Annotated in this window: 15 protein-coding genes; 4 read left to right on the plus strand and 11 right to left on the minus strand. The window is 74.2% G+C overall.

From position 1 onward, the window contains the following. Window positions 1-2: 2 nt before the first annotated feature. Together ACU436_RS13720 and ACU436_RS13725 are read right to left on the minus strand one after the other, a co-directional pair. Complete coding sequence (locus ACU436_RS13720; RefSeq protein ID WP_459025152.1) at window positions 3-743, minus strand: ATP-binding protein; 741 nt, start codon at window positions 741-743, stop codon at window positions 3-5. Between the two features lie 326 nt (window positions 744-1,069). Next, window positions 1,070-5,479 (minus strand): SpoIIE family protein phosphatase, encoded by a 4,410-nt coding sequence (locus ACU436_RS13725; protein WP_459025154.1) that lies wholly within the window; start codon window positions 5,477-5,479, stop codon window positions 1,070-1,072. 275 nt (window positions 5,480-5,754) lie between these two features. Between ACU436_RS13725 and ACU436_RS13730 the strand changes: the two genes are divergently transcribed. Further along, window positions 5,755-6,969, plus strand: a complete 1,215-nt coding sequence (locus ACU436_RS13730) for a glycosyltransferase (protein WP_459025156.1) — start codon at window positions 5,755-5,757, stop codon at window positions 6,967-6,969. A 105-nt stretch (window positions 6,970-7,074) separates the two neighbouring features. Here the strand turns inward: ACU436_RS13730 and ACU436_RS13735 are convergent, their stop codons facing one another. The 4 genes from ACU436_RS13735 to ACU436_RS13750 all read right to left on the minus strand — a co-directional run bounded on the left by ACU436_RS13735 (window position 7,075) and on the right by ACU436_RS13750 (window position 10,370). Further along, window positions 7,075-8,775 (minus strand): formate--tetrahydrofolate ligase, encoded by a 1,701-nt coding sequence (locus ACU436_RS13735; protein ID WP_459025158.1) that lies wholly within the window; start codon window positions 8,773-8,775, stop codon window positions 7,075-7,077. 285 nt (window positions 8,776-9,060) lie between these two features. After that, window positions 9,061-9,474: a hypothetical protein gene (locus ACU436_RS13740; RefSeq protein WP_459025160.1), complete on the minus strand. Its 414-nt coding sequence runs from the start codon at window positions 9,472-9,474 to the stop codon at window positions 9,061-9,063. Next, entirely contained in the window at window positions 9,471-10,061 is a 591-nt protein-coding gene (locus ACU436_RS13745; protein ID WP_459025162.1) for a hypothetical protein, read from the minus strand. Before ACU436_RS13745 ends, ACU436_RS13740 begins: the two co-directional genes overlap by 4 nt. A gap of 51 nt (window positions 10,062-10,112) precedes the next feature. Then, window positions 10,113-10,370 carry a hypothetical protein gene (locus ACU436_RS13750; protein ID WP_459025164.1) on the minus strand — a complete coding sequence of 86 codons (258 nt, stop codon included), beginning with the start codon at window positions 10,368-10,370 and terminating at the stop codon, window positions 10,113-10,115. A 204-nt stretch (window positions 10,371-10,574) separates the two neighbouring features. Between ACU436_RS13750 and fabG the strand changes: the two genes are divergently transcribed. The 3 genes from fabG to ACU436_RS13765 all read left to right on the plus strand — a co-directional run bounded on the left by fabG (window position 10,575) and on the right by ACU436_RS13765 (window position 13,566). Then, window positions 10,575-11,336, plus strand: a complete 762-nt coding sequence (gene fabG, locus ACU436_RS13755) for a 3-oxoacyl-ACP reductase FabG (RefSeq protein ID WP_459025167.1) — start codon at window positions 10,575-10,577, stop codon at window positions 11,334-11,336. A gap of 24 nt (window positions 11,337-11,360) precedes the next feature. Then, on the plus strand, window positions 11,361-12,614 hold the full coding sequence (locus tag ACU436_RS13760; protein ID WP_459025169.1) for a DUF4032 domain-containing protein: 1,254 nt from the start codon (window positions 11,361-11,363) through the stop codon (window positions 12,612-12,614). 139 nt (window positions 12,615-12,753) lie between these two features. Continuing rightward, entirely contained in the window at window positions 12,754-13,566 is an 813-nt protein-coding gene (locus tag ACU436_RS13765; RefSeq protein ID WP_459025697.1) for an SAM-dependent methyltransferase, read from the plus strand. A 161-nt stretch (window positions 13,567-13,727) separates the two neighbouring features. Here ACU436_RS13765 and ACU436_RS13770 read toward each other — a convergent pair whose 3' ends face one another. Genes ACU436_RS13770 through ACU436_RS13790 form a run of 5 tightly spaced genes read right to left on the minus strand, consistent with a single transcriptional unit; the run spans window position 13,728 to window position 21,019 of the window. After that, window positions 13,728-15,089: a hypothetical protein gene (locus ACU436_RS13770; protein ID WP_459025171.1), complete on the minus strand. Its 1,362-nt coding sequence runs from the start codon at window positions 15,087-15,089 to the stop codon at window positions 13,728-13,730. 58 nt (window positions 15,090-15,147) lie between these two features. Further along, window positions 15,148-16,896, minus strand: coding sequence for a thiol reductant ABC exporter subunit CydC (gene cydC, locus ACU436_RS13775; protein ID WP_459025173.1), 1,749 nt, complete (start codon window positions 16,894-16,896; stop codon window positions 15,148-15,150). Beyond that, window positions 16,889-18,562 (minus strand): thiol reductant ABC exporter subunit CydD, encoded by a 1,674-nt coding sequence (gene cydD / locus ACU436_RS13780; protein ID WP_459025175.1) that lies wholly within the window; start codon window positions 18,560-18,562, stop codon window positions 16,889-16,891. Before cydD ends, cydC begins: the two co-directional genes overlap by 8 nt. Further along, window positions 18,559-19,560 carry a cytochrome d ubiquinol oxidase subunit II gene (gene cydB, locus ACU436_RS13785; RefSeq protein WP_459025177.1) on the minus strand — a complete coding sequence of 334 codons (1,002 nt, stop codon included), beginning with the start codon at window positions 19,558-19,560 and terminating at the stop codon, window positions 18,559-18,561. The genes cydD and cydB overlap by 4 nt, the downstream gene beginning before the upstream one ends. A 25-nt stretch (window positions 19,561-19,585) precedes the next feature. Then, a complete protein-coding gene (locus tag ACU436_RS13790) occupies window positions 19,586-21,019 on the minus strand; it encodes a cytochrome ubiquinol oxidase subunit I (protein WP_459025179.1) in 1,434 nt (477 codons plus the stop codon). Window positions 21,020-21,114 lie beyond the last annotated feature (95 nt).

A 21,114-nucleotide genomic window follows, 5' to 3' on the forward strand; every position in this document is an offset into this window, starting at 1 on the left:
TCCTACGCGGGCAGCGAGATCTGCGCCCACGTGGTCTTGCCGTCGGTGTGCCGCAGCACACCCCATGCGCTGGCGAGCATCGCGACGAGGTGCAGGCCGCGTCCGGCGGGCCGATCGTTGTCCACGGGGCGTGGCCGCAGCTCGGGCCCCGGCGCGTAGTCGCGCACGCCGACGTGCAGCCGGGCGCCGTCGACGGCCACGGACACGCGGCACGAGCTGCGGGCGTGCAGGACGGCGTTGCTCACGAGCTCGCTCGCGACGAGCGCGGCCGCGTTCTCGGCCGACGTGGCCGACCAGTCCGCACACGCCTCGCGCACCAGCGCGCGCGCCATGGCGGGCGCGTCGAGCGCCCCCGGCAGGTCCCGGTGCCGGCTCACCCGCTGCGGCCTGCGGTGCAGATGCGCCGGCGCTTGTGCGGGGTCGACGACCAGCGGGACGGACCAGTGGATGCCCAGCGCGCACAACCGGGCGGTGAGGTGCACGCCGGCGCCGGTGAGGACGAGCCGGGCGACGGGCCAGCCACCCGCCGTGGTGAGCGTCGCCGGGAAGACCTCCGCGGCGGGGTCCCACACGAGCTCGACATCGGTCAGGTCGACGACGACGGCGCCGCGGTCGCGCAACGCCCTCCCCAGCACCGTGCGGGCACGCGGCACCGTGGCCGGCGAGAGCCCGCCCCGCAGTCGCAGCAGGTCGTGGTCGGGATGCTCCTCGACCTCGCTCCACAGCCCGGCGACCACCGTCATCGAGCCCCGCTCCCGTCGTCGGAGCGCGCCACCTGCCCGTCGGCGCGCTCGTCCTGCTCCATCATGAGGATCACACCGCCCGGCCGGTCATCGGCGCCGGCTGTTCGAGGGGCAGCCCGGTGCCGAGGGTGCGGAAGTGCTGCCCGACCGTCTCCTCGGCACCACGACCGCGGCCGCCGCGAGGTCCGGAGGGAGGCCTGCGACGACCGCGCGATGCGCCTCGACCCGACCGGCGGAGGCGCCGATCACGATCAATCGCCGACCCATGATGCTGACCTACCCTAGCCCTCGCACGCCGACACCATGCGGGGCCCGGCGTGAACCTCTCAGGCCCCGGAGTCGAGCACCTCGAGCAGGGCATCCACCCCGGTCAGGTTCAGGGCGCGGCGGACGACATCACCTCCGGCCACCCGCACGCGCAGCGTCCCGCCGGCCGAGCGCACCCGGCGGTCGGCCTCCACGAGGAGGGCGACCCCCGCGCTGGCGAGGTAGGTGGTGGGACGGAGGTCAACGGTGAGGGTACCGCCGGCATCGGCGCAGGCCAGCAGCTCGTCGCCGACGGCGCGCACGCCGGCGAGGTCCAGCTCGCCGCGGACCTCGACCGTGCCCGCGCCGCCGTCCTCGGTGCCGCCGGCGACCCGCAGGGCGGCGGGGCCCCGGAGAGCCGGCGCGACCTGCGTTGCCACGGCGGGCCCGGCCGGGGTGGTCGGGGAGTCGGTCGGCGAGCCGGTCGGGGCCAGCCTGAACCGCACGTCGGTGCCCTCCGGGCCGTGGTGCAGCCGCATCCCGCCGCTGACGTCGCGGATCAGCTCGAGGCCCCGGCCGCGGTATCCCTTCTCGTTCGGGACGGGCTGCCAGCTGCCTTCGTCGCGGACGTGCGCGTCGATGCCGCCGTCCGGATCCCGGGTCAGCTCGACCCACATCGGGCCCGGTGCGCGGCCGCGGTAGGCGTGCTCGACGGCGTTGGCGGCGGCCTCACCGACGGCGAGCTGGAGGTCGTAGACCTCGTCCTCCTCGATGGCGGTCGCCTCCGCCCACGCGAGGACGGCGGCCCGCAGCTCCCGCAGCACCGGCGCCGCGGCCGGCAGGACGAGCCGCAGTGGGGCCGGCACCAGCCGGGCCACGATGAGGGCGACGTCGTCGACCGGGTCGGGCCCGCCGTTCGCGGTGGTCCCGTCGAGCGCGCCGGACAGCAGCACGTCGGTGAGGGCCTCCGGTGCGAGGGCGTGGTGCCGTGCGGCGACGTCGGCCAGGCGCGCGATGCCGTCGTCGACGATCTCGCCACGCCGCTCCACGAGCCCGTCGGTGTAGAGCAGGATGCTCTCGCCCGGCGTGATCGTCGCCGCCCCGGCGGTGAACGGGGGCCGGGCGCGCACCCCCAGCACGGTGCCGCTCGCGTCGTCGAGGTGGCGGCAGCCCTCCGGCCCGGTGACGAGGGGCGGCGGGTGACCGGCCCGGGCCCATTCGAGGGCGCCGGTCTCCGGGTCGAGCACCAGACACGCGACGGTGCTGCCGGTGGCGTCGGGCACGCGGCCGGCGAAGCGGTCGAGCCGTTCGAGGGCCTGGACCGGGTCGTGGCCCTCGAGCAGGTATCCCGACAGGGCGCTGCGCAGCTGGCCCATGATCGCCGCGGCGCGCGCGCCCTGGCCCACGACGTCGCCGACCGCGATCGCGACGCGGCCCTCGTCGAGCGGCAGCACGTCGTACCAGTCGCCGCCCGCCTGGCTGCCGCGCGCGCCGGGCAGGTAGCGCGACGCCAGCGGGAGCCGGTGCAGGCGGGGGAGGGTCGGTGGCAGGAGGCTCTTCTGCAACGTCTCGGCGATCAGCCGGCGTACGTCGGCGGCGGCGGCCCGCTCGAACGCGGGCGCGGCCTGGGCGACGAGTGCGAGCATGAAGTCGCGTTCGTCGGAGGCGAAGGTGCGTTCGGTGGGGAACGTGAGACCGATCGCGCCGACGACCCGGCCGACGCCGGTGAGCGGCAGCGCGGCGGCCGCGTGCATCTGCGCCGCCGAACCCGACGCCAGGGCGTGGTCGAGCAGCTTCGGCCAGCCGCGCGCCCACTCGTCCCGGTCGTGGATCCACACCGGCTCGCCGGTGCGGGCGGCCACCGCGATCGGTGCCGGGTCGTCGAGGCGCATCGTGGAGTACGAGCCGAGCACCGGCTCGCCGTGCCCGCCGGCGTGCACGAACCGCAGGCCGCGTTCGGGGTCGGCGAGGTGCACGCTCGCGGCGGACGCGCCGAGGAAGTCGGGCAGCCGCGCGACGAGCAACCGGGCGGCCTCCAGGACGCTCCCGGCGGAGGCCAGGTCGGCGCTCACCTGCTGCAACCGGCGTTCCCGGGCGCGCCTGCGGTCCGATGTCAGCATCATCGACGCCCGCCTGCCGAGCTCTGCGGCCAGATCGAGCTCCGTGTGGTGGTAGTAGCGGCCCGGCCCGAAGTTCACGAACGCGAGCACGCCGGCCACCTCGTCCCCGGCGACGAGCGGGACGGCGAGGGCGTTGCCGGCCCGCTGCGCGAGCCGCTGCGCATCGGCGTCGGCTCCCGTGGACCGGATGAGCTCCTCGGTGATCGGCACGACCACGGGCTGCCCGGGTTCGAGCGCCTCGGCGAGGGCGGGCGGCAGCCTGTTCGCCGTGAGCGCGCGCAGCACATCGGCGACGGCCGGGTGGTCGTGGGCGACCGCGGCGCGGTGCAGGAGGCCGTCCGGGCCGACGAGGGCCACGACGGCGGCGTCGCCGAGCTCGTGCACGACGAGCCGCGCGAGGTCGCCGAGCCGCTTCTCGGCGCTGCCCTCCTGCGTCACGAGCCGGCCCGTGTCGGCGAGGAGCGCGGCCGAGCGTTCGGCGCGCTTCTGCTCCGTGACGTCCACGGTGAGGCCCTGCGCGGCCTTCGGGACGCCGTCCGGCCCGGTGACCACGTGGACCACCTGGTGCAGCCACAGCACCCGGCCGTCGATCGTGACGGCCCGGTAGGTGAGGTCGTGGTCGACGCCGGCGGCGGTGCGGTCGCCGGTGAAGGTGAGCGCCGCGTCCCGGTCCTCGGGGTGGATCATCGCCGGCCAGAAGTCCGGGTCGTCGCACCAGCGGGCGGCGGGGTGGCCGAGCAGCTCCTCGGCCCGGTCGGAGACGAAGGTGAAGCGCAGGCTGCCGCCGTCGGGGTCGTCCGGGTCGCGTGCCGGGCGCCAGTCGGCCTCCCACACGATCGCGGCGAGCCCCTGCACCATCGCGCGCAGCCGGGCCGCGGCCGCCTCCGAGACCTTGCGCGCCGCGTGCTCGGTGGCGACGTCGCGCCGCACCTGCTCGGCCCGGCGCTCCTCGGTGATGTCGGCCGTGGTGGCGAGGAAGCCGGTGACCTCGCCCGCGGGGTCGCGCAGCGGCCGGGCCGCCGTCCGGACCTCGTGCACGGCGCCGTCGGCGGCGACGATGCGGTAGGTCGCCTCCCAGACCGTGCCGCTCCGCACCGCGGCGGCCCACCCGGCCGCGGCGACCTCCCGGTCGTCGGGGTGCAGCTGGTCGGTCCAGCCCGCGCCCGTGAGCTCGGTGGCCGGCCGGCCCCACAGCTGGGCGATCTGGTCGTTGACGAACGTGGTGGTGCCGCGGCGGTCGGCGACCCAGATCCCGACGGGCGCCTGCGTGACCAGCGTGCGGTAGCGCTCGCGTTCCTGGAACAGCGCGCTGCTGAGCGCCTCGCCCGACGGCGCGTCCCCGTCGCGGCGGGCCGCGTCGAGTGCCCCGTCGAGTGCGCCGGCGTCGGAGAGCGCCGTGGACACGTGGCGCCCGACGGCGTGGAGGAACCCCATCTGGTCGTCGTGGAGCGGGCGGTAGGGGTTGACGCCGAGGACGAGCACGGCCGTGGGCGCGCCCGGGCCCAGCGGCAGCACCACCGCGGCGTCCGGAGTCAGCGGCCCGAGCGCGTGGGCGGCCGGGAAGGCGCCGGGCGAGCCGTCCCGCAGCCCGCTGACGACGACCTGCTCCCCGGTGCGCAGCGCTTGCGCCAGCGCCGAACCCGACCCGTCCGGGGCGGGCAGCGGCGGCAGCCCGTACGGGAGGCCGTTGGCCGCCGCCACCTGCAGCTCCGGGCCGCTCGCGGCGTTCGGCACCGGACGGAGGACGGCGGCGAACGGGACGTCCTGCGGGTTGCGCGCGAGCGCGTCGAGCGCGGCGACGGCGACGCGCTCGACCGCGTGGCCCGCCGGTGCGATGCGCACGGGGGAGAGGTCGCTCAGCGCGCGCAGCGTCTCGCGCCTGCGCTCGGCCACCACGCGGCCGGTGCTGTCGGTGGTGGTCGTCAGCACGGCGAGGACCTCGCCGTCCTCCCCGCGGACCGGTGAGTGCGTGAACGCCCAGTGGGTCTCCTCCGCGGCGTCCGTGCGCCGCAGGACCATCGGCTGGTCCTCGACGCGGATCGCCGGCCCGCCGGCCAGTACCTGGGCGAGCGCGGGACCGACCACCGGCCAGCCGTCGGCGAACCCGAGGGCGGCCGGCCGGCCGAGCGCCGCGGGATGGGTCCGCCCGACGAGCGCGGCGAAGGCGTCGTTGTACAGGGCGACGAGCTCCGGCCCGATCCACAGCGACATCGGGTGCGGGGACTCCAGCACGATCCCCACCGCGGCGCGGAGGGGACCTGGCCACGTCGCCGGCGAGCCGAGCGGGCCGGCCTCCCAGTCGTGCTCGCGGACCAGCGCACCCAGCTCGCCACCTGCGGCGATGAAGGGGAACGCGCGGGCAGCGGTCACCGGGAAAGTCTAGGCGGGCGGTGATTCCGTCGCCCGATGAGCGACCGGCGCGCCGCACGCTCCGCCGGGTGGAATCCGCCGTTCGAGCGGCAGGCGAGGCTCGCTCACACGTAGTAGTCGCGCGGAGTCGGAGAGTAGTGGTCGGGTGAAGAGCGTTTCGATCGCCGCCCGGTCGGCCAAACCGAAAGCGTGAACATCCTGCTCGCGGACGGGACCGACCGTCCGGTCGCCCGCCCACCGGCCACCGCCGCCACGAACGCAAGGAGCTGATCGGCATGCGTATCGCCATGGTCTCCGAGCACGCGAGCCCGCTGGCCGTGCTCGGCGGTGCCGATGCCGGTGGGCAGAACGTGCACGTTCTGGAGCTGAGCGCGGCGCTCGCCACCCTGGGACACGAGGTCACGGTGTGGACCCGCCGCGACGACGACGCCCTACCCGACACCGTGCCCGTCCGGCCCGGCGTCGTGGTGCGCCACGTGGCGGCCGGGCCGTCGCGGCACGTGCCCAAGGACGAGCTGGTGCCGCACCTGCCCGCGTTCACCCAGGTTCTCGACGACGCCTGGAGCGCCGACCCGCCCGACATCGTCCACGGCCACTTCTGGATGTCCGGCATGGTCGCGCTCGCGGCCGCGCGCGAGCGGTTCCCGGTGGTGCAGACCTTCCACGCGCTGGGCAGCGTGAAGCGCCGCCACCTCGGCGCCGACGACACCAGCCCGGACGGCCGCGTCCGCGCCGAGCTCGCGGTGGCCCGCCAGGCCGACCGCGTGCTCGCCACCTGCACCGACGAGGTGTTCGAGCTGGCCCGGATGGGTGCGCCGCGGCGCCGGATGACGATCGTCGCGTGCGGGGTCGACACGACGCAGTTCACGCCCGACGGTCCGGTCGCCCCGCGTCGCGAGCGCCCGCGGCTGGTATCGCTGGGTCGCATCGTGCGCCGCAAGGGCGTGGACGAGGTGATCGAGGCGTTGCGCCGCGTGCCCGCCGCCGAGCTCGTGATCGCCGGCGGCGAGGGCCCGGGTGATCCCGACGCCGCGCGGCTGCAGGAATGCGTGCGGCGGGCCGGTGTGGCCGACCGCGTCCGGCTGGCCGGGCCGGTGGCCCGCACCGACGTGCCCGCGCTGCTGCGCTCGGCCGACGCGGTGGTGTGCGCGCCGTGGTACGAGCCGTTCGGCATCGCCTCGCTCGAAGCGATGTCGTGCGGGCGGCCGGTGGTGGCGAGCGCCGTCGGCGGATTCCAGGACACCGTCGTCGACCAGGTCACCGGTCTGCTCGTGCCCCCTCGGAAGGCCGACGCCCTCGCCGCGGCCCTGCGGGACGTGCTCGCCTCGCCCACCATGGGCGCCGCGTACGGGATCGCGGGCCGCGACCGGGTCCTCGCCCGCTACGACTGGGAACGCGTGGCCACCGCCACCGCGCAGGTGTACGACGAGGTCGTCACCGCCCGCGCCCGGATGTCGGCCGTGCCCGAGCCCGTGGAGGTGCACCCGTGAGCGCGCCCGAGGGGAGCCGCTTCGGCTCGTCGCACACCAACTGTGGTGCCGGCACAGCAACTGCAGTTGGTGTGCGAGCGCGCGAGTTGGTGTGCGAGGCCTCGCTCAGGACAGGTTGACGATCTCCCCGTTCGCGTCGATGTCGATCCGGTGCGCCGCGGGGTCGGCGCCCAGCCCGGGCATCGTGCGCATGTCGCCACAGATCGGGTAGATGAACCCGGCGCCGACCGACGCCCGCACCTCCCGCACCGGCAGGCGCCACCCGGTGGGCGCGCCCTTCAGCGACGCGTCCGAGGAGATCGACAGGTGCGTCTTCGCGATGCAGACCGGCAGGTCGCCGAACCCGTTGCGCTCGTAGGAGTCGATCTGGCGCGCCGCGGCCAGGTCGTAGTCGACGCCGTCGGCCCCGTAGACCCGGCGGGCGATGGTCTCGATCTTCTCGCGGAGCGGGGCCTCGTCGGGGTAGAGGAACCGGAAGTCCGAGGGCTCCTCCGCGGCCTCGGCCACGGCCTGCGCGAGGTCGGCCGCGCCGCGCCCGCCGTCGACGAAGTGGGTGCAGACCGCCGAGCGCGCGCCGACCGACGCGGCGATCTCGGCGATCGCGGCGTGCTCGCTCGGGTGGTCGTCCGGGAACGCGTTGATCGCCACGACCGGGGAGACACCGTGCAGCCGGATGTTCTCGATCTGCTTGCGCAGGTTGGCGGCACCGGCGTGCACGTCGTCGGGGTTCTCCGCGAGCAGCTCGGCGGGGAGCGGCTTGCCGGCCACGATCCGGAACCGGCCGGAGTGCGCCTTGAGCGCCCGCACGGTCGCGACGACGACGGCGGCATCCGGCCGCAGGCCCGACGCGCGGCACTTGATGTTGAAGAACCGCTCGGCGCCCATGTCGGCGCCGAAGCCGGCCTCGGTGATCAGGAACTCGCCCGCGTGGATCCCGATCAGGTCGGCGACCACCGACGAGTTGCCGTGCGCGATGTTGCCGAACGGCCCCGCGTGCACCAGGACGGGCGTGTTCTCGAGCGTCTGCAGGAGGTTGGGGCGCAGCGCGTCGCGCATGATCACCGCCATCGCGCCGGCGCCGCCGATGTCCTCGGCCGTGACCGGCTTGCCGTCGCCGGTGTAGGCGACCACGATCCGGCCGAGCCGCTCGCGCAGCTCCGGCACCGAGCGGGCGAGCGCGAAGATCGCCATCACCTCGGACGCCGCGGTGATGTCGAAACCGGTCTGGCGGGGAACGCCGTCCGTCTTGGACCCGAGACCGACGATCACGTTCCGCAGGACGCGGTCGTTGACATCCAGCACCCGGCGCCAGGTGATGTTGTGCTGGTCGATGCCGAGCGCGTTGCCCTGGAACAGGTGGTTGTCGAGGAGCGCCGACAGCATGTTGTGCGCCTCGGTGACCGCGTGGAAGTCGCCGGTGAGGTGCAGGTTGAGCGTCTCCATCGGCACCACCTGCGAGTAACCGCCGCCCGCCGCGCCGCCCTTGATGCCGAACGTCGGGCCCATCGACGGCTGCCGGACCGCGACGGTGGCGCGCCTGCCGATGTGCGCCATCGCCTGTCCCAGGCCCACGGTCGTCGTGGTCTTGCCCTCGCCCAGCGGGGTCGGGGTGATCGCCGAGACCACCACGTACTTGGCCCTCGGCCGGTCGGCCAGCTCGTCGATCGCGGCGAGCTCGATCTTCGCGACCTCCCGGCCGTACGGCGTGACGAGGTGCCGCCCGATCCCCATCCCCGCGGCGACCTCCTCCAGCGGCTGCAGCGTGGCACTCTTCGCGATCGCCAGGTCGGACGGGAATGCCCCCATCGCGCCCCCTCTCCGTCATGGCCCCGACGCCGGAGGCCGCCGATACCCGCGCGGACCACCGTAACCGGGGAGGTGGCCTCGATCACAGGAGAAGATCGGATCCCGGGGGCCGGGGGTGACCGACGGGCCACGCCCGGCCTCACCGGCCGGCGATGACCTCTCGTCGGCCCCCATCGATCCGCGCACACGCACACCGTGTGGGCGTCCCGGGTTCGCAGCGCGAAACCGTCGGCCTCTCCTCGCTGGAGAGGCCGACGGTCCCGGGCTCTGGTCGGACCGCGAGGGTCAGACGGAGAGCAGGCGGTCGAAGAAGCTGCGGTAGCGGCCCAGCGCGATGCGCAGGTCCTCGGTGGAGGTCTCGTCGGTGTCGAGGCCCCGCTCGATGTGGCGCCGCTGTTCGCGGAACAGCGTCTCCAGCTCGTCGAGGACCTCGCCGACCAGCTCGTCGGCCTGGGCGACCGCCTGGCGCGGTTCGTCGACGAACGTGCCCTTGACCGCATCCCACCGCGAGCCGTACGACTCCGCGTGGTCCACGGGGACCAGGCGCTCGTGCGCCGCGCCGTCCCCGGGGCGGGCACCGGGTTCGTCTCCGGTGCGGGTCTCGGGGTGGCCCGTCCGCTGCCCGACGGGCTCGGAGAACTGCTGGTCGTGGTCGGTGTAGTTGCGTTCGGTGACGGTGTGGTTCTGTTCGGGCCTCATCGGGCGGTTCGCTCCTTGCTGGTCTCGTTGTGCCGGCTGTCGCCGTGGAGCAGCGCATCGATCAGGGACCGGTACGAGGTCACCGCGGAGCGCTGCTGCTCGGTCTCGACGTCGCCGCTCTTCGTGGCGTCGCGCACGGCGTGGGCATCGCGGTAGCGCTGCACGACCTCCGGGTGCTCGACCGAGATGTCCTCGGCGCGGCGTTCGAAGTCGTCGCCGTGGTCCCCGACCGGGTATCCGCGGGTCCGCATGATGTCGAGGACCAGCACGTCCGCGTCGTGGACGGCGCGCTTCGGATCGTCGACGAACTCGCGCTGGATCCCCTCCCACGACGTGGCGAACCGGTCGCGCTCGTCGGAGCGCAGGTCGCGGATGTCGAGCTCGCGGTGCCGCTTCTCGCGTTCGCTCAGTCGGGCCTCGCCCGCTCGGCGGCTCCCCGCCTGGTCGACGCTGCGCTCGTACTCCGGTCCGTAGTGCTCCTGCATGCGCTCGCTGCGGCGACGCTGCATCAGCATCGCGCCGGCTGCGCCGAGCGCGAGCACGAGCACCACGATGACGACGATGAGGGCGGTCACGGTGCTGTCCACCGGACTCTCCTTCTCTGTGGTGTGCCGTTCACTCGTTGGAGTGGGGCGTGCTCATCGGGTACCTGGATGGGTGACCGGCAAACATCGGCGGAACCGGGCCGACCTCCGTCGCCGTCTCCACGTCCGGGCGGCCGTCGACGTCTTCCAGGCGCACGTGGCGAAGTCGGGCTGGTAGCCGTCGGCGATCCGGTGCACGGCGGCCGGGGTGAGCTCGACGGTGACGTCCCGCGCGGCGAGGCGACTGCGGGTGTCCTCCAGCAGCAGGTCGGTGTGCCGATCGCCGAACTCGCTCATGTCCGGGCGCACCATGCGGTCCTCGTCGCCGAGCGGCCTCCAGGAGAACCGGGTGTTCGTCGACGGTCTGGGCCGGCCATGCGAAGGTCACGAACGCCACCGGGTCCGGCCGGGAGGACGCGAGATCGCTCACCGTCGGGTGGCACGTCGGCGCGCGGTGTTCGAGACTCCCCGGGGATGTCGGTGCCGACATCGAGTGCGACGACAGGAGAGCAGGACATGACCCAGAGCCCGCAGCGCGTGGCGATCGTGACCGGAGGGGCGCGCGGGATCGGCGCGGCCACCGCCCGGCGGCTGGCCGCCGACGGCCTCGCGGTGGCGGTGATCGACCTCGAGGAGGCCGCGGCGAAGGGCACGGTGGACGCGATCGAGGCCGCGGGCGGGCGGGCGCTGGCCGTCGGTGCCGACGTCTCCGACTCCGGGCAGGTCGAGGCCGCCGTCGCGCGCGTCGCCGCCGAGCTCGGCGCCCCCACGGTGCTGGTCAACAACGCCGGCGTCACGCGGGACAACCTGCTGTTCAAGATGTCCGAGCTCGACTGGGACACCGTCATGGGGGTGCACCTGCGCGGCTCGTTCCTGATGGCGCGCACGGTGCAGAAGCACATGGTCGAGCAGCGCTTCGGCCGCATCGTCAACCTGTCCAGCACGTCGGCGCTCGGCAACCGGGGGCAGACCAACTACTCCACGGCGAAGGCCGGGCTGCAGGGCTTCACCAAGACCCTCGCGATCGAGCTGGGCAAGTTCGGCGTCACGGCCAACTGCATCGCGCCCGGGTTCATCGTGAGCGACATGACGAAGGCGACGGCGGAGCGCATCGGGCAGGACTGGGACACGTACGTGACCGCCCGCGCGGCGGAGATCCCGGTGGCCCGGGCCGGCCAGCCGGAGGACATCGCGAACGCCGTGTCGTTCTTCGTCGGCGAGAGCGCCGGGTTCGTCAACGGCCAGGTGCTCTACGTGGCCGGTGGCCCCAAGGCCTGATCGGCCTCACCCATACTGGCGCACGTGCGCTTCATCTTCCGGCCCCCGGCCGAGCACGCGGCCGGGCTGCTGTCGCTGCCGTGGCACGAGCCCCTCGAGGAGTGGGTCGACGACCGGCTCCTCGAGGTGGCCCACCGGGGCATCTCGCGGCACGTGGTGCGCTTCGTCGAGGCCGACGGCCACGTCTACGCGCTGAAGGAGATCGGCGAACGCCTCGCCCGGCGCGAGTACCGGCTGCTGGGCCGCCTGGAGACCATGGGGATGCCGGCGGTGTCGGTGCTCGGCGTGTGCGTGGAGCGCCCGCCCGCCGGTGACCTGCCGGACGACCCACCGCAGGACGCCATCCTCGTCACGCGGTTCCTCGACTACTCGATGTCCTACCGGTACGTGTTCTCGCACGGCCACGCGGCGCGCCCCACCGACCAGCTGGTCGACGCGATGGTGGAGCTCCTCGTGCGGCTGCACCTCGCCGGCCTGTTCTGGGGGGACTGCTCGCTGTCGAACACGCTGTTCCGTCCGGACGCGGGCGGCATCGCCGCGTACCTGGTGGACGCCGAGACGGCGGAGCTGCACCCGTCGCTCACGGCGGGGCAGCGCGGCTTCGACATCGACTACGCGGCCGAGCGCGTCGGCGGGGAGCTGTTCGACCTGCAGGCGGGTGGCCTGCTGCCCGACGACGTCGACCCCGTCGAGATCGCGGCCGAGCTGCCGCGCCGCTACCACGCGCTGTGGGACGAGCTCACCCGCGAGGAGCTGCTGCGGCCCGACGAGCAGCGCTACCGCGTGGCCGCCCGGGTGGACCGGATCAACGAGCTGGGCTTCGACGTCGACGAGATCGAACTGATCACCACCGACGACGGGGTGCGGCTGCGCGTGCGCACGCAGGTGGCCGAGACCGGCCGGCACCGCAACCGGCTCTACTCCCTCACCGGGCTGGAGGTCACCGAGAACCAGGCCCGCAGGCTGCTGAACGACCTGCGCAGCTACCGCGGCTACCTGGAGCAGAAGGAAGGCCGCTCCGTGCCGGAGACGGTGGCCGGGCACCGGTGGCGGGCCGAGGTCTACGACAAGGTGATGGCGCGCATCCCGGAGTCGCTCGCCGACCGCCTCGAGCCCGCGGAGATCTTCCACGAGGTCCTGGAGCACCGCTGGTTCCTCTCCGAACGGGCGGGCAAGGACGTGGGCACCACCGCGGCGGCGAAGTCCTACATCGACGCGATCCTGCCGAACACGCCGAGCACGCTGACCCTCCCCGGCGGCGACCCCCTCCCGCACTGAGGAACGGCGGGTCTTCCCAAGTCAGCAAGGCCCTTGCGCCCCGTTCGCGTCACCCGGTGGGGGATGACCCCGCGCGCACGGGACCGCTACGGTACGTGGCGTGACGTCCGGCGCCCCGCTCGATCCCGATGACCCGCCTGTGCCGCCATCGCGGAGGATCGACCCGTCCAAGCCGAACCTCGCGCGCGTGTACGACACCTTCCTCGGGGGCAAGGACAACTACGGGGCCGACCGTGCCGTCGTCCACGAGATCCACGGCGTCACGCCGCAGCTCACCCGCGTGGTGCAGGAGGAGCGGGCGTGGCTGGGCCGGGTCACCCGGTTCCTCGTGAAGTCGGCGCAGATCGAGCAGATCCTGCACGTCGGCGCGGGCATGCCCACCAACGAGAACACGCACGAGGCCGCCCAGCGCTTCAACTCCGACACCCGCGTCATCTACGTCGCCGACGACCCGGTGGTGCAGGCCCACGGCCGGGCGATCCTCGCGGAGAACGACCTCACCCACCTGGTCGACGCCGACTTCTCCCGGCCCGACGACGTGCTCGGCCACGAGACGGTCAAGAAGTTCCTCGATCCGGACGAGCCGGTCGCCGTGATCCACAGCCGCACCATGCACCACGTGGCCGGCACGCAGCACGCGCGCGAGATCGTGCAGCGCTACCTCGAGCTGGTCCCGTCCGGCTCCTACCTGGCGCTCACGCACTTCTGCGACCCCGAGGACGACGGCCCCGGCACCCAGCTCGCCCGGTTCATCGAGGGCGTCTTCGCCCGCAGCGGGCTGAACCCCGTGGCCTTCCGCCCGCGGGAGGAGATCGAGGGGTTCTTCGACGGGCTCGACCTCGTCGAGCCGGGGGTCACGCGCCTGCGGGACTGGTGGCCCGACGGGCCGCTGATGGCCTCGGCCACCCAGGAGGACGAGATGATCGTCGGCGGGGTGGCCCGCAAGCCCTGAGCGACCATTCGCCCGAGGCCGGCTTCGCGGGCATGATTATTGCTTCGGCGCGAAAGCGGGCGAATTCGACCCGAGGATGCGCCGAATCGCCGATCAAGGGGAAATGGTCTTGCCCTTGATCGGCCCTGCAGAACGACGACCTCCGAGGGGTGGCTCCCGCCCTACGAGCTGCGGGGCACCACCGTGATCGACCACGGGCCGACCGCCTCGGTGTCCGGTGCCACCTGCACCGACTCCTCGCTCGCGTTCACCACCACGGCGCCGTCGGGGGCGCGGAACACGAGCATCGGTGACGTGGCGGAGTGCCCGATCTCCACGTCGCCCTTCGCGAGCCGCGGCACGAGCCACTGCCAGGCCGCGGTGAGCGGGGTCGGCCGGCCGCCGTCGTCCTTGGTGGCGTCGGTCCACAGTGCGGCGTAGTGCAGTTCGGGGTCGCCCTGCGGGCCCCACAGCAGCGCGCCGGCGGCGCCCGACCGGGCGTACGCGGCGACGGCCGCGAGCGTGGCGGTGGCGCTGGCCGGGCTGGCCGCTCCCGGCTGGGCGTCGTCGGGCACGTCGGGGTAGAACTCCGCCCACCAGATCGGCAGGTCGTCGCCCGCAGCCCTGCTGCGCTCGCTCAGCCACCGGTCCAGATCGGCGTACTTCTGGGCGCCGTCGAGCACGGACGGGACGGTGTCGTTCCTGGTCTTGGTGGAGGCGTCGACCGCGATGAAATCGGCGCCGACCTTGTGCTGCAGCCAGTAGTCGACCACGTCCAAGGTGCGTTGGTCCGCAGCGCCCCACGGGCCGGTGACCTGGGGGGACGCGTCGGTCGTGCCCGGGTCGAGGCTGATGAGCACGACGTAGGGGCCGCCGACCTGGATGTCGGGGCGCACGGCCTTCACGGCCGTGTACACCTGGTTGTAGAAGTCGGTGTAGCCCTCGTAGTCCCAGCGGTTGGCCGCGTCGTTGTAGAAGCCCTTGAGCTCGTTCCAGACCAGCACGCGGTCGACCTGCGGGTAGCGCTTCACCGCCTCGGCGGCGAGGTTCGCGTAGTCGGCGAAGTGCTCGGGCAGCGGGTTGTCCTCGAGCTTCGACCAGTCGGTCTCGTCCTCCTCGCCGCCCTTCATCCAGTCGGGCGCGCAGCACAGCGTGAGCATCGCCTTGCCGCCGGTCTCCTCGGTGAGCTCCATGCGCTGGTCGAGGCTGTCCCAGTCGTAGTCACCCGGCGACGGCTCCGGGTTGTCGGTGCCGAAGCCCATCAGGTGGTTGTTCTGCCAGATCGCACCGTCGTCGCTGAGGATCTCCTTGCCCCGGTCCGTGGCCTCCTCGGGGTCGTGGGAGCCGAGGCTGTCCTGGGTGTGCGTCACGCCGAGATCCAGCGGCACCGGCTGCTTGTCCCAGGTGAACCCGGAGTCCGCCTCGAGCGCGCTCAACGTCTGCTCGGAGACCGTCGTGGGCTCGCTCGGACCCGACGAGCAGGCGGCGAGGCCGGTGACGACCGCTGCGGCGAGCAGCGCGGCGAGGAGACGGGAAGAACGCACGAGAAGAACCTCGATGTCGACTGTTCGAAGTGACTGCCTGACGGGGGCGGGCGAAACCCTACCGCTCGGCGCCGACAGGTGAGACAGTGGTGGGTCGCCCCTGCGCCAGAGCGGCGCGCCGGTACCAGCCCGGGTGTTCCCGCAGATCCGCCGGTGCTCCCCGTTGCCGGACGCTCCCCCCGACCAGCACCACCACCTCGTCCATCCGGTCGAGCGCGGCGAGGTCGTGGGTGATCAGGATCAGCGCGCGGCCCGCCGTCGCGGAGAGCAGGTCGTCGAGCACCGCGTCGCGGGTGCCGGGATCGAGGTGGGTGGTCGGCTCGTCGAGCACGAGCAGCGTCCCGGTCCGGCCGGCCACCGGCACCAGGAGCGCACGGGCCAGGGCGAGGCGCTGCCGCATCCCGCCGGAGAGCCGGGCGCCGTGGGTGCCCACCTCGCTGTCGAGCAGCGCAGGGTCGAGCCCCACCCGCTCCAGCACGGCACGCAGGTCGGCGTCGGTGGCGTCCGGCCGGGCCAGGCGCAGGTTCTCGCGCACCGTGCTGGCGAACAGGTGCGGGTCCTGGGGCACCCCGGTCACCTCGGCGCGCACGGTGTCGGCGGGCAGCGCCGTCACGTCGGAGCCGTCCAGGTGCACGGTGCCGGCGTCCGGGTCGCGGAAACGGAAGAGCACCGCGGCCAGGGTGCTCTTGCCCGACCCGCTCGGGCCGACCACCGCGACCCGCCGCCCCGGGGGCACATCCAGGTCGACGCCGTCGAGCGCCCACGGCTCGCCGGGGCCGTAGCGCACGCGCAGCCCCCGCACCCGCAGCCCGTCCCCGGCCGGCGCGGGCGCGGCGGCCGTCCGCCGGGTCAGCGCGGGCGGGGTGTCGAGGACGTCGAACAGGCGGGCGCCCGCGGCGCGCACCGCGCCGAGCCGCGCAGCGGCACCCGGCAGCGGCGCCACGATCTCGAACGCCGCGATCGCGGTGAGCACCAGCACGGCCAGGGGCACCGGGGCGAGCGCGCCGTCCCGCACCGCGGCGACGCCGAGCAGCAGGGTGCCCCAGAGCGTGAGCCCGGCGAGCAGCGCGGACGCGCCCGCGCCGAGGCCCAGCAGCCCGGCGTCGCGGCGTTCCACACGGGTGAGCTCGGCGTCGGCGGCGCCGACGCGGGCGAGGGCGGCGGGCATGGCCCCGTAGGCGACGAGGTCCGGGGCGCCGTGGAGGGTGTCGACGAGCGCCGTGGACAGCGCCGCTCGGCCCGCGGCGCGCCGCCTGCCCGGTGCGCGCCCGGCGGCCGCGGCGGCCAGGGGCACGGCCGCGCCACCGAGCACGAGGCCCGCCGCGAGCAGCAGCCCGCCGGGTACGAGCAGCGCGGTGCTCACCGCGACCGCGCCGGCCCCGGTCACCAGCGCCGCGAGCGGCGGCGTGAGGCCGCGCACGAGCAGGTCCTGGGTGGCGTCGGTGTCGCTCACGAGCCGGCTGACGAGGTCGCCCGCACGGAACCGGTGCACCGGCTCGGTGCGCGCCAGCCGCTCGTACACCCGGGCCCGCACGTCGGAGAGCGTCCGCAGCGCGGCGTCGTGCGTGACGAGGCGCTCCAGGTAGCGGGCCACGCCCCGGGTGACGCCCAGCGCCCGCGTCGCGACGATCGCCACGGAGAGCGCCGTGAGCGGCGGTGACGTGGCGGCCGTGGCGATGAGCCATGCCGCGACGACGAGCAACGTGACGCCGGCCGCGGTGGCCGCGGCCCCCGCGAGCACCCCGAGCGCGAAGCGCGCGCCCCGTGGCCGGGCGAGCGCGACCATCCGCAGCAACGGATCAGCCATGACCGGCTCCGACGAGCGCGCCGTCGAGGTCGACCACCTCGTCGGCGAGGGCGGACCAGCCCTCGTCGTGCGCGACGATCACGCCGGTGCGGCCGTCCAGCAGGCGGGACACGCCGGCCCGCACGGCGGCGGCGTGCTCCGGGTCGAGGTGTGCGGTGGGCTCGTCCAGCAGCACGATCGGCGCGTCGAGCACCTCCTGGCGCAGGAACGCCCTCGCCAGGGCGATGCGCTGGCGCTGGCCCGCGGACAGCCGGTGCCCGCGGTCGCCGAGCGGGGTGGCGTAGCCGTCGGGGAGCGCGCGGATCACGTCCTCGGCCTCGGCCCGCCGGGCGGCCCGGCGCACCGCTTCGTCGGCGGCGTCGGGGAGGCCGAGCCGGATGTTGTCGGTCACGGAGGCGTCGAACAGGTACGGGTGCTGGGGGAGCCAGGCGATGCGGCGGCGCCAGGTGTCCGGATCGACGTCCGCGAGGTCGACCTCCCGGCCGTCGGCCGCCGTGACGAGCAGGCGGCCCGCCGTCGGCTCGGCGAACCTCAGGAGCAGGGCGAGGAGGCTGGTCTTGCCGGCGCCGCTGCGGCCGGTGACGAGCGTCGTCGTGCCCGGGCGCAGCGTGAGGTCGACGCCGTCGAGGGCGGGGGCGTCGCGGCCCGGATAGGTGAGACCGGCGCCGGCGAACCGCACCCCCGGGCGCGGCGCGGGCCGGACGGACCCGGCATCGGTCACCGGGGCGGGGCGTTCCAGCACGGCGAACACCCGCTCGGCGGCCGTGACCCCCTCCATGCTCGCGTGGAAGCGGGCACCCACCTCGCGCAGCGGTAGGTACGCCTCCGGGGCGAGGATCAGCACCAGGAGCGCCGTCTCCAGGTCGAGGCGGCCGTAGAGCAGGCGCAGCCCGACCTCCACCGCCACCAGCGCCACGGCGAGGGTCGCGAGGAGCTCCAGCACGAACGCCGACAGGAACGCCACCTTCAGCGTGCGCATCGTCGCCTCGCGATGGGCCTCGGTCACCCGCCGGACGAGCTCGGCCTCGGCCTTCGCCCGGCGGAACACGGCGAGCGTCGGCAGGCCCTCGACGACGTCGAGGAAGTGGCCGCCGAGCCGCTGCAGCAGGTGCCACTGCCGGCGCGTGCGCGCTTCGGTGTGCACCCCGACGAGGGCCATGAACACCGGGATCAGGGGGAGCGTCAGCGCGATGACCAGCCCGGAGATCCAGTCGGCCCGGAACACGACGACGAGGACGGCCAAGGGCACGAGCACCGCGAGCACGAGCTGGGGGAGGTAGCGGGCGACGTAGTCGTCGAGGGCGTCGAGGCCCCGGGTGGCGAGGGTGGCGAGCTCGCCGGCGTCGGTGCTCGCGGGGTCCCCGGCCGCCACGTGCCCCACCAGGCGCAGCCGCAGGTCGGACTTGACCCGGGCGGCGCTGCGCAGCGCCGCGGTCTCGGCCCCGTAGGTGAGGGCGGCGCGGGCGAGGGCCACGGCCCCGACGGCGGCGACCGTGCCGGCGAGGGCGTCCGCCGCCCCCGCCGTGGCGCCCGCGACCACCCGGGCAAGCAGCCAGGCCTGCAGCAGGATCAGCGCCGTGGCGGCGAACCCGCACGCGACCGTGACGGCCAGGTGCACCCGCACCGAGGCTGTGGAGCGGACCAGGCGCGGGTCGAGCGGCTTCATGAGACGTGCGCCCGGGTCACCCGGCGCCGGAACACCCAGTAGCTCCAGGACTGGTACAGCACCACCAGCGGCAGGAACCCGGCGCCGATCCAGCTCAGGATCCCCAGCGTGTAGGGGGCCGACGCGGCGCCGGCCACCGTGAGGTCGTAGGCCGGGTCGACCAGCGAGGGCAGCACGGCCGGGAACAGCGCACCGAAGAGCGCTGCGGTGGTGCCCGCGATCGCGACGGCCGTGGCGACGAACGCCCAGCCCTCCCGGCCGCGCGCCAGCAGCGCGGCAGCGGCGAGCAGCGCGCCGACGGCTACCGCCGCGACCACGGCGGTCGCGGGTGACCCGTGGTCGGCCTGGGTCCACATCAGGAACGCGAAGAGCGCCGCCGTCGCGGCGGGTGCCGCCGCCCGCGCCGCGACCCGGGCCCGCCGCCGGACCGGGCCGTCGGTCTTGAGCGCGAGGAACACGGCGCCGTGCAGCACGAACAGCGCGAGCGTCGTGATGCCGCCCACCAGCGCGTACGGGTTGAGCAGGTCGGCGAGGCCCGACCGCACGACCCCGTCCGGGCCCAGCTCGACGCCGCGCACGACGTTGGCGTACACGAACCCCCACGTGAACGCCGGCACCGCGCTGCCGAACACGATGGCGGCGTCCCAGCGGGCCCGCCAGCGCGGATCGTCGCGCTTGCCCCGGTACTCGAACGCCACCCCGCGGCCGATCAGTGCCACGATGACCAGCAGCAGCGGCAGGTAGAAGCCGGACAGCAGGCCCGCGTACCAGGCCGGGAAGGCCGCGAACATCGCCCCGATCGCGGTGATCAGCCAGACCTCGTTGCCGTCCCACACGGGGCCGATCGCGTTGATCACCACCCGGCGGTCGGCCTCCCGCTCGCGCCCGCGGCCGAGCACCGGCATCAGCATCCCGACCCCGAAGTCGAAGCCCTCGAGCACGAAGTAGCCGGTCCAGAGCACCGCGATCGCGACGAACCAGACGGTGGGCAGGTCCACGGCCGTTCCCTCCTGGTAGACGGGCTCAGTAGACGAACGCGGGCACGCGGTCGGGCTCCGGCTCGCCCGCGCGCGGGTAGGGCATGACGTGGCCCGGGCCCGCCTTGACGTAGCGCAGGAGCAACCGCGCCTCCACGACCGCGAGCACCCCGTAGAGCACGGTGAAGACCGTCAGCGAGATGGCCACCTCGGCGAGGCTCACACCGGGGGAGACGCTCGCGGCGGTGAGCAGCTGCCCCACCACCGTCCAGGGCTGGCGGCCCATCTCGGTGAGGACCCAGCCGAAGATGTTCGCCGCGAGCGCGGCGGGCAGGGCGGCGATCGCCACCCGGTACATCCACCGCTGCCGCGGCAGCGCACCGCCCCGGGTGAGCCACAGGCCGACCACACCGACGCCGACACCGGCCAGCCCGAGCCCGATCATCAGCCGGAACGACCAGTACAGCACCGGGATGTTCGGGGTGTAGTCACCGGGGCCGAACTGCTCGGTGAACCGCTGCTGCAGGTCGTTGATGCCGTGCACCTCGCCCGCGGTGGAACCGGTGGCGAGGAAGCTCAGGACGTAGGGCACCTCGAGGTCGACGAAGTTGCGCCCGGCGCCGACCTCACCGATCTCGTGATCCCCGATCGCGAACAGGGAGAACCCGGCGGCGCTCTCCGTCTCCCAGATCGCCTCGGCCGAGGCGAGCTTCATCGGCTCGTACTCCGCCATGAGCTTGGCCTGGTGGTCGCCCGAGAGCGCCACGACCGCCCCCGCCACCGCCGTCGTGACCAGCCCGGCACGCAGCGCCCGGCGGAACATGCCGGGCTCGCCGTCGTGCGGCGCGCGGTCGCGGTGCAGCAGCTTGTACGCGCTGACCGCCACCACGAAGAGCCCCGCCACCACGAACGACGCGCTGACCACGTGCACGTAGGTCGAGATCGCCTGCGGGTTGGTGAGCACCGCGCCGATGTCGGTGAGGCGGGCCCGCCCGGTGGCCGGGTCGACGGCGAAGCCCACCGGGTGCCGCATCCAGGCGTTGGCGGAGAGGATGAAGAACGCCGAGAGGTTCGACCCGATCGCGGCGGCCCAGATCGTCGCCAGGTGCACCCGGCGGGGCAGGCGGTCCCACCCGAAGATCCACAGCCCGATGAAGGTGGACTCGAGGAAGAACGCGAGCAGGGCCTCCAGCGCGAGTGGCGCCCCGAAGACGTCCCCGACGAACGTCGAGTAGGTGCTCCAGTTCATCCCGAACTGGAACTCCTGCACGATCCCCGTCACCACGCCCATCGCGAAGTTGATCAGGAACAGCTTCCCGAAGAACTTGGTGGCGCGCAGGTACTCCGCCCGCCCCGTGCGGTGCCACGCCGTCTGCAGCGCCGCCACCACGACGGAGAGCCCGATCGTCAGCGGGACGAACAGGAAGTGGTAGATCGTCGTCATCCCGAACTGCCACCGCGCCAGGTCCAGTGCGTCCACCACGTGCCTCCCCGTGAACTTCTACGGCCTGTAGTAGTTCTACCGTACGTAGAAGGTCGGGAGGCGGGAGGGTGTTGCGGATCTCGCTGCCGGGG

It is taken from the genome of Pseudonocardia wallangbongensis, assembly GCF_054486945.1.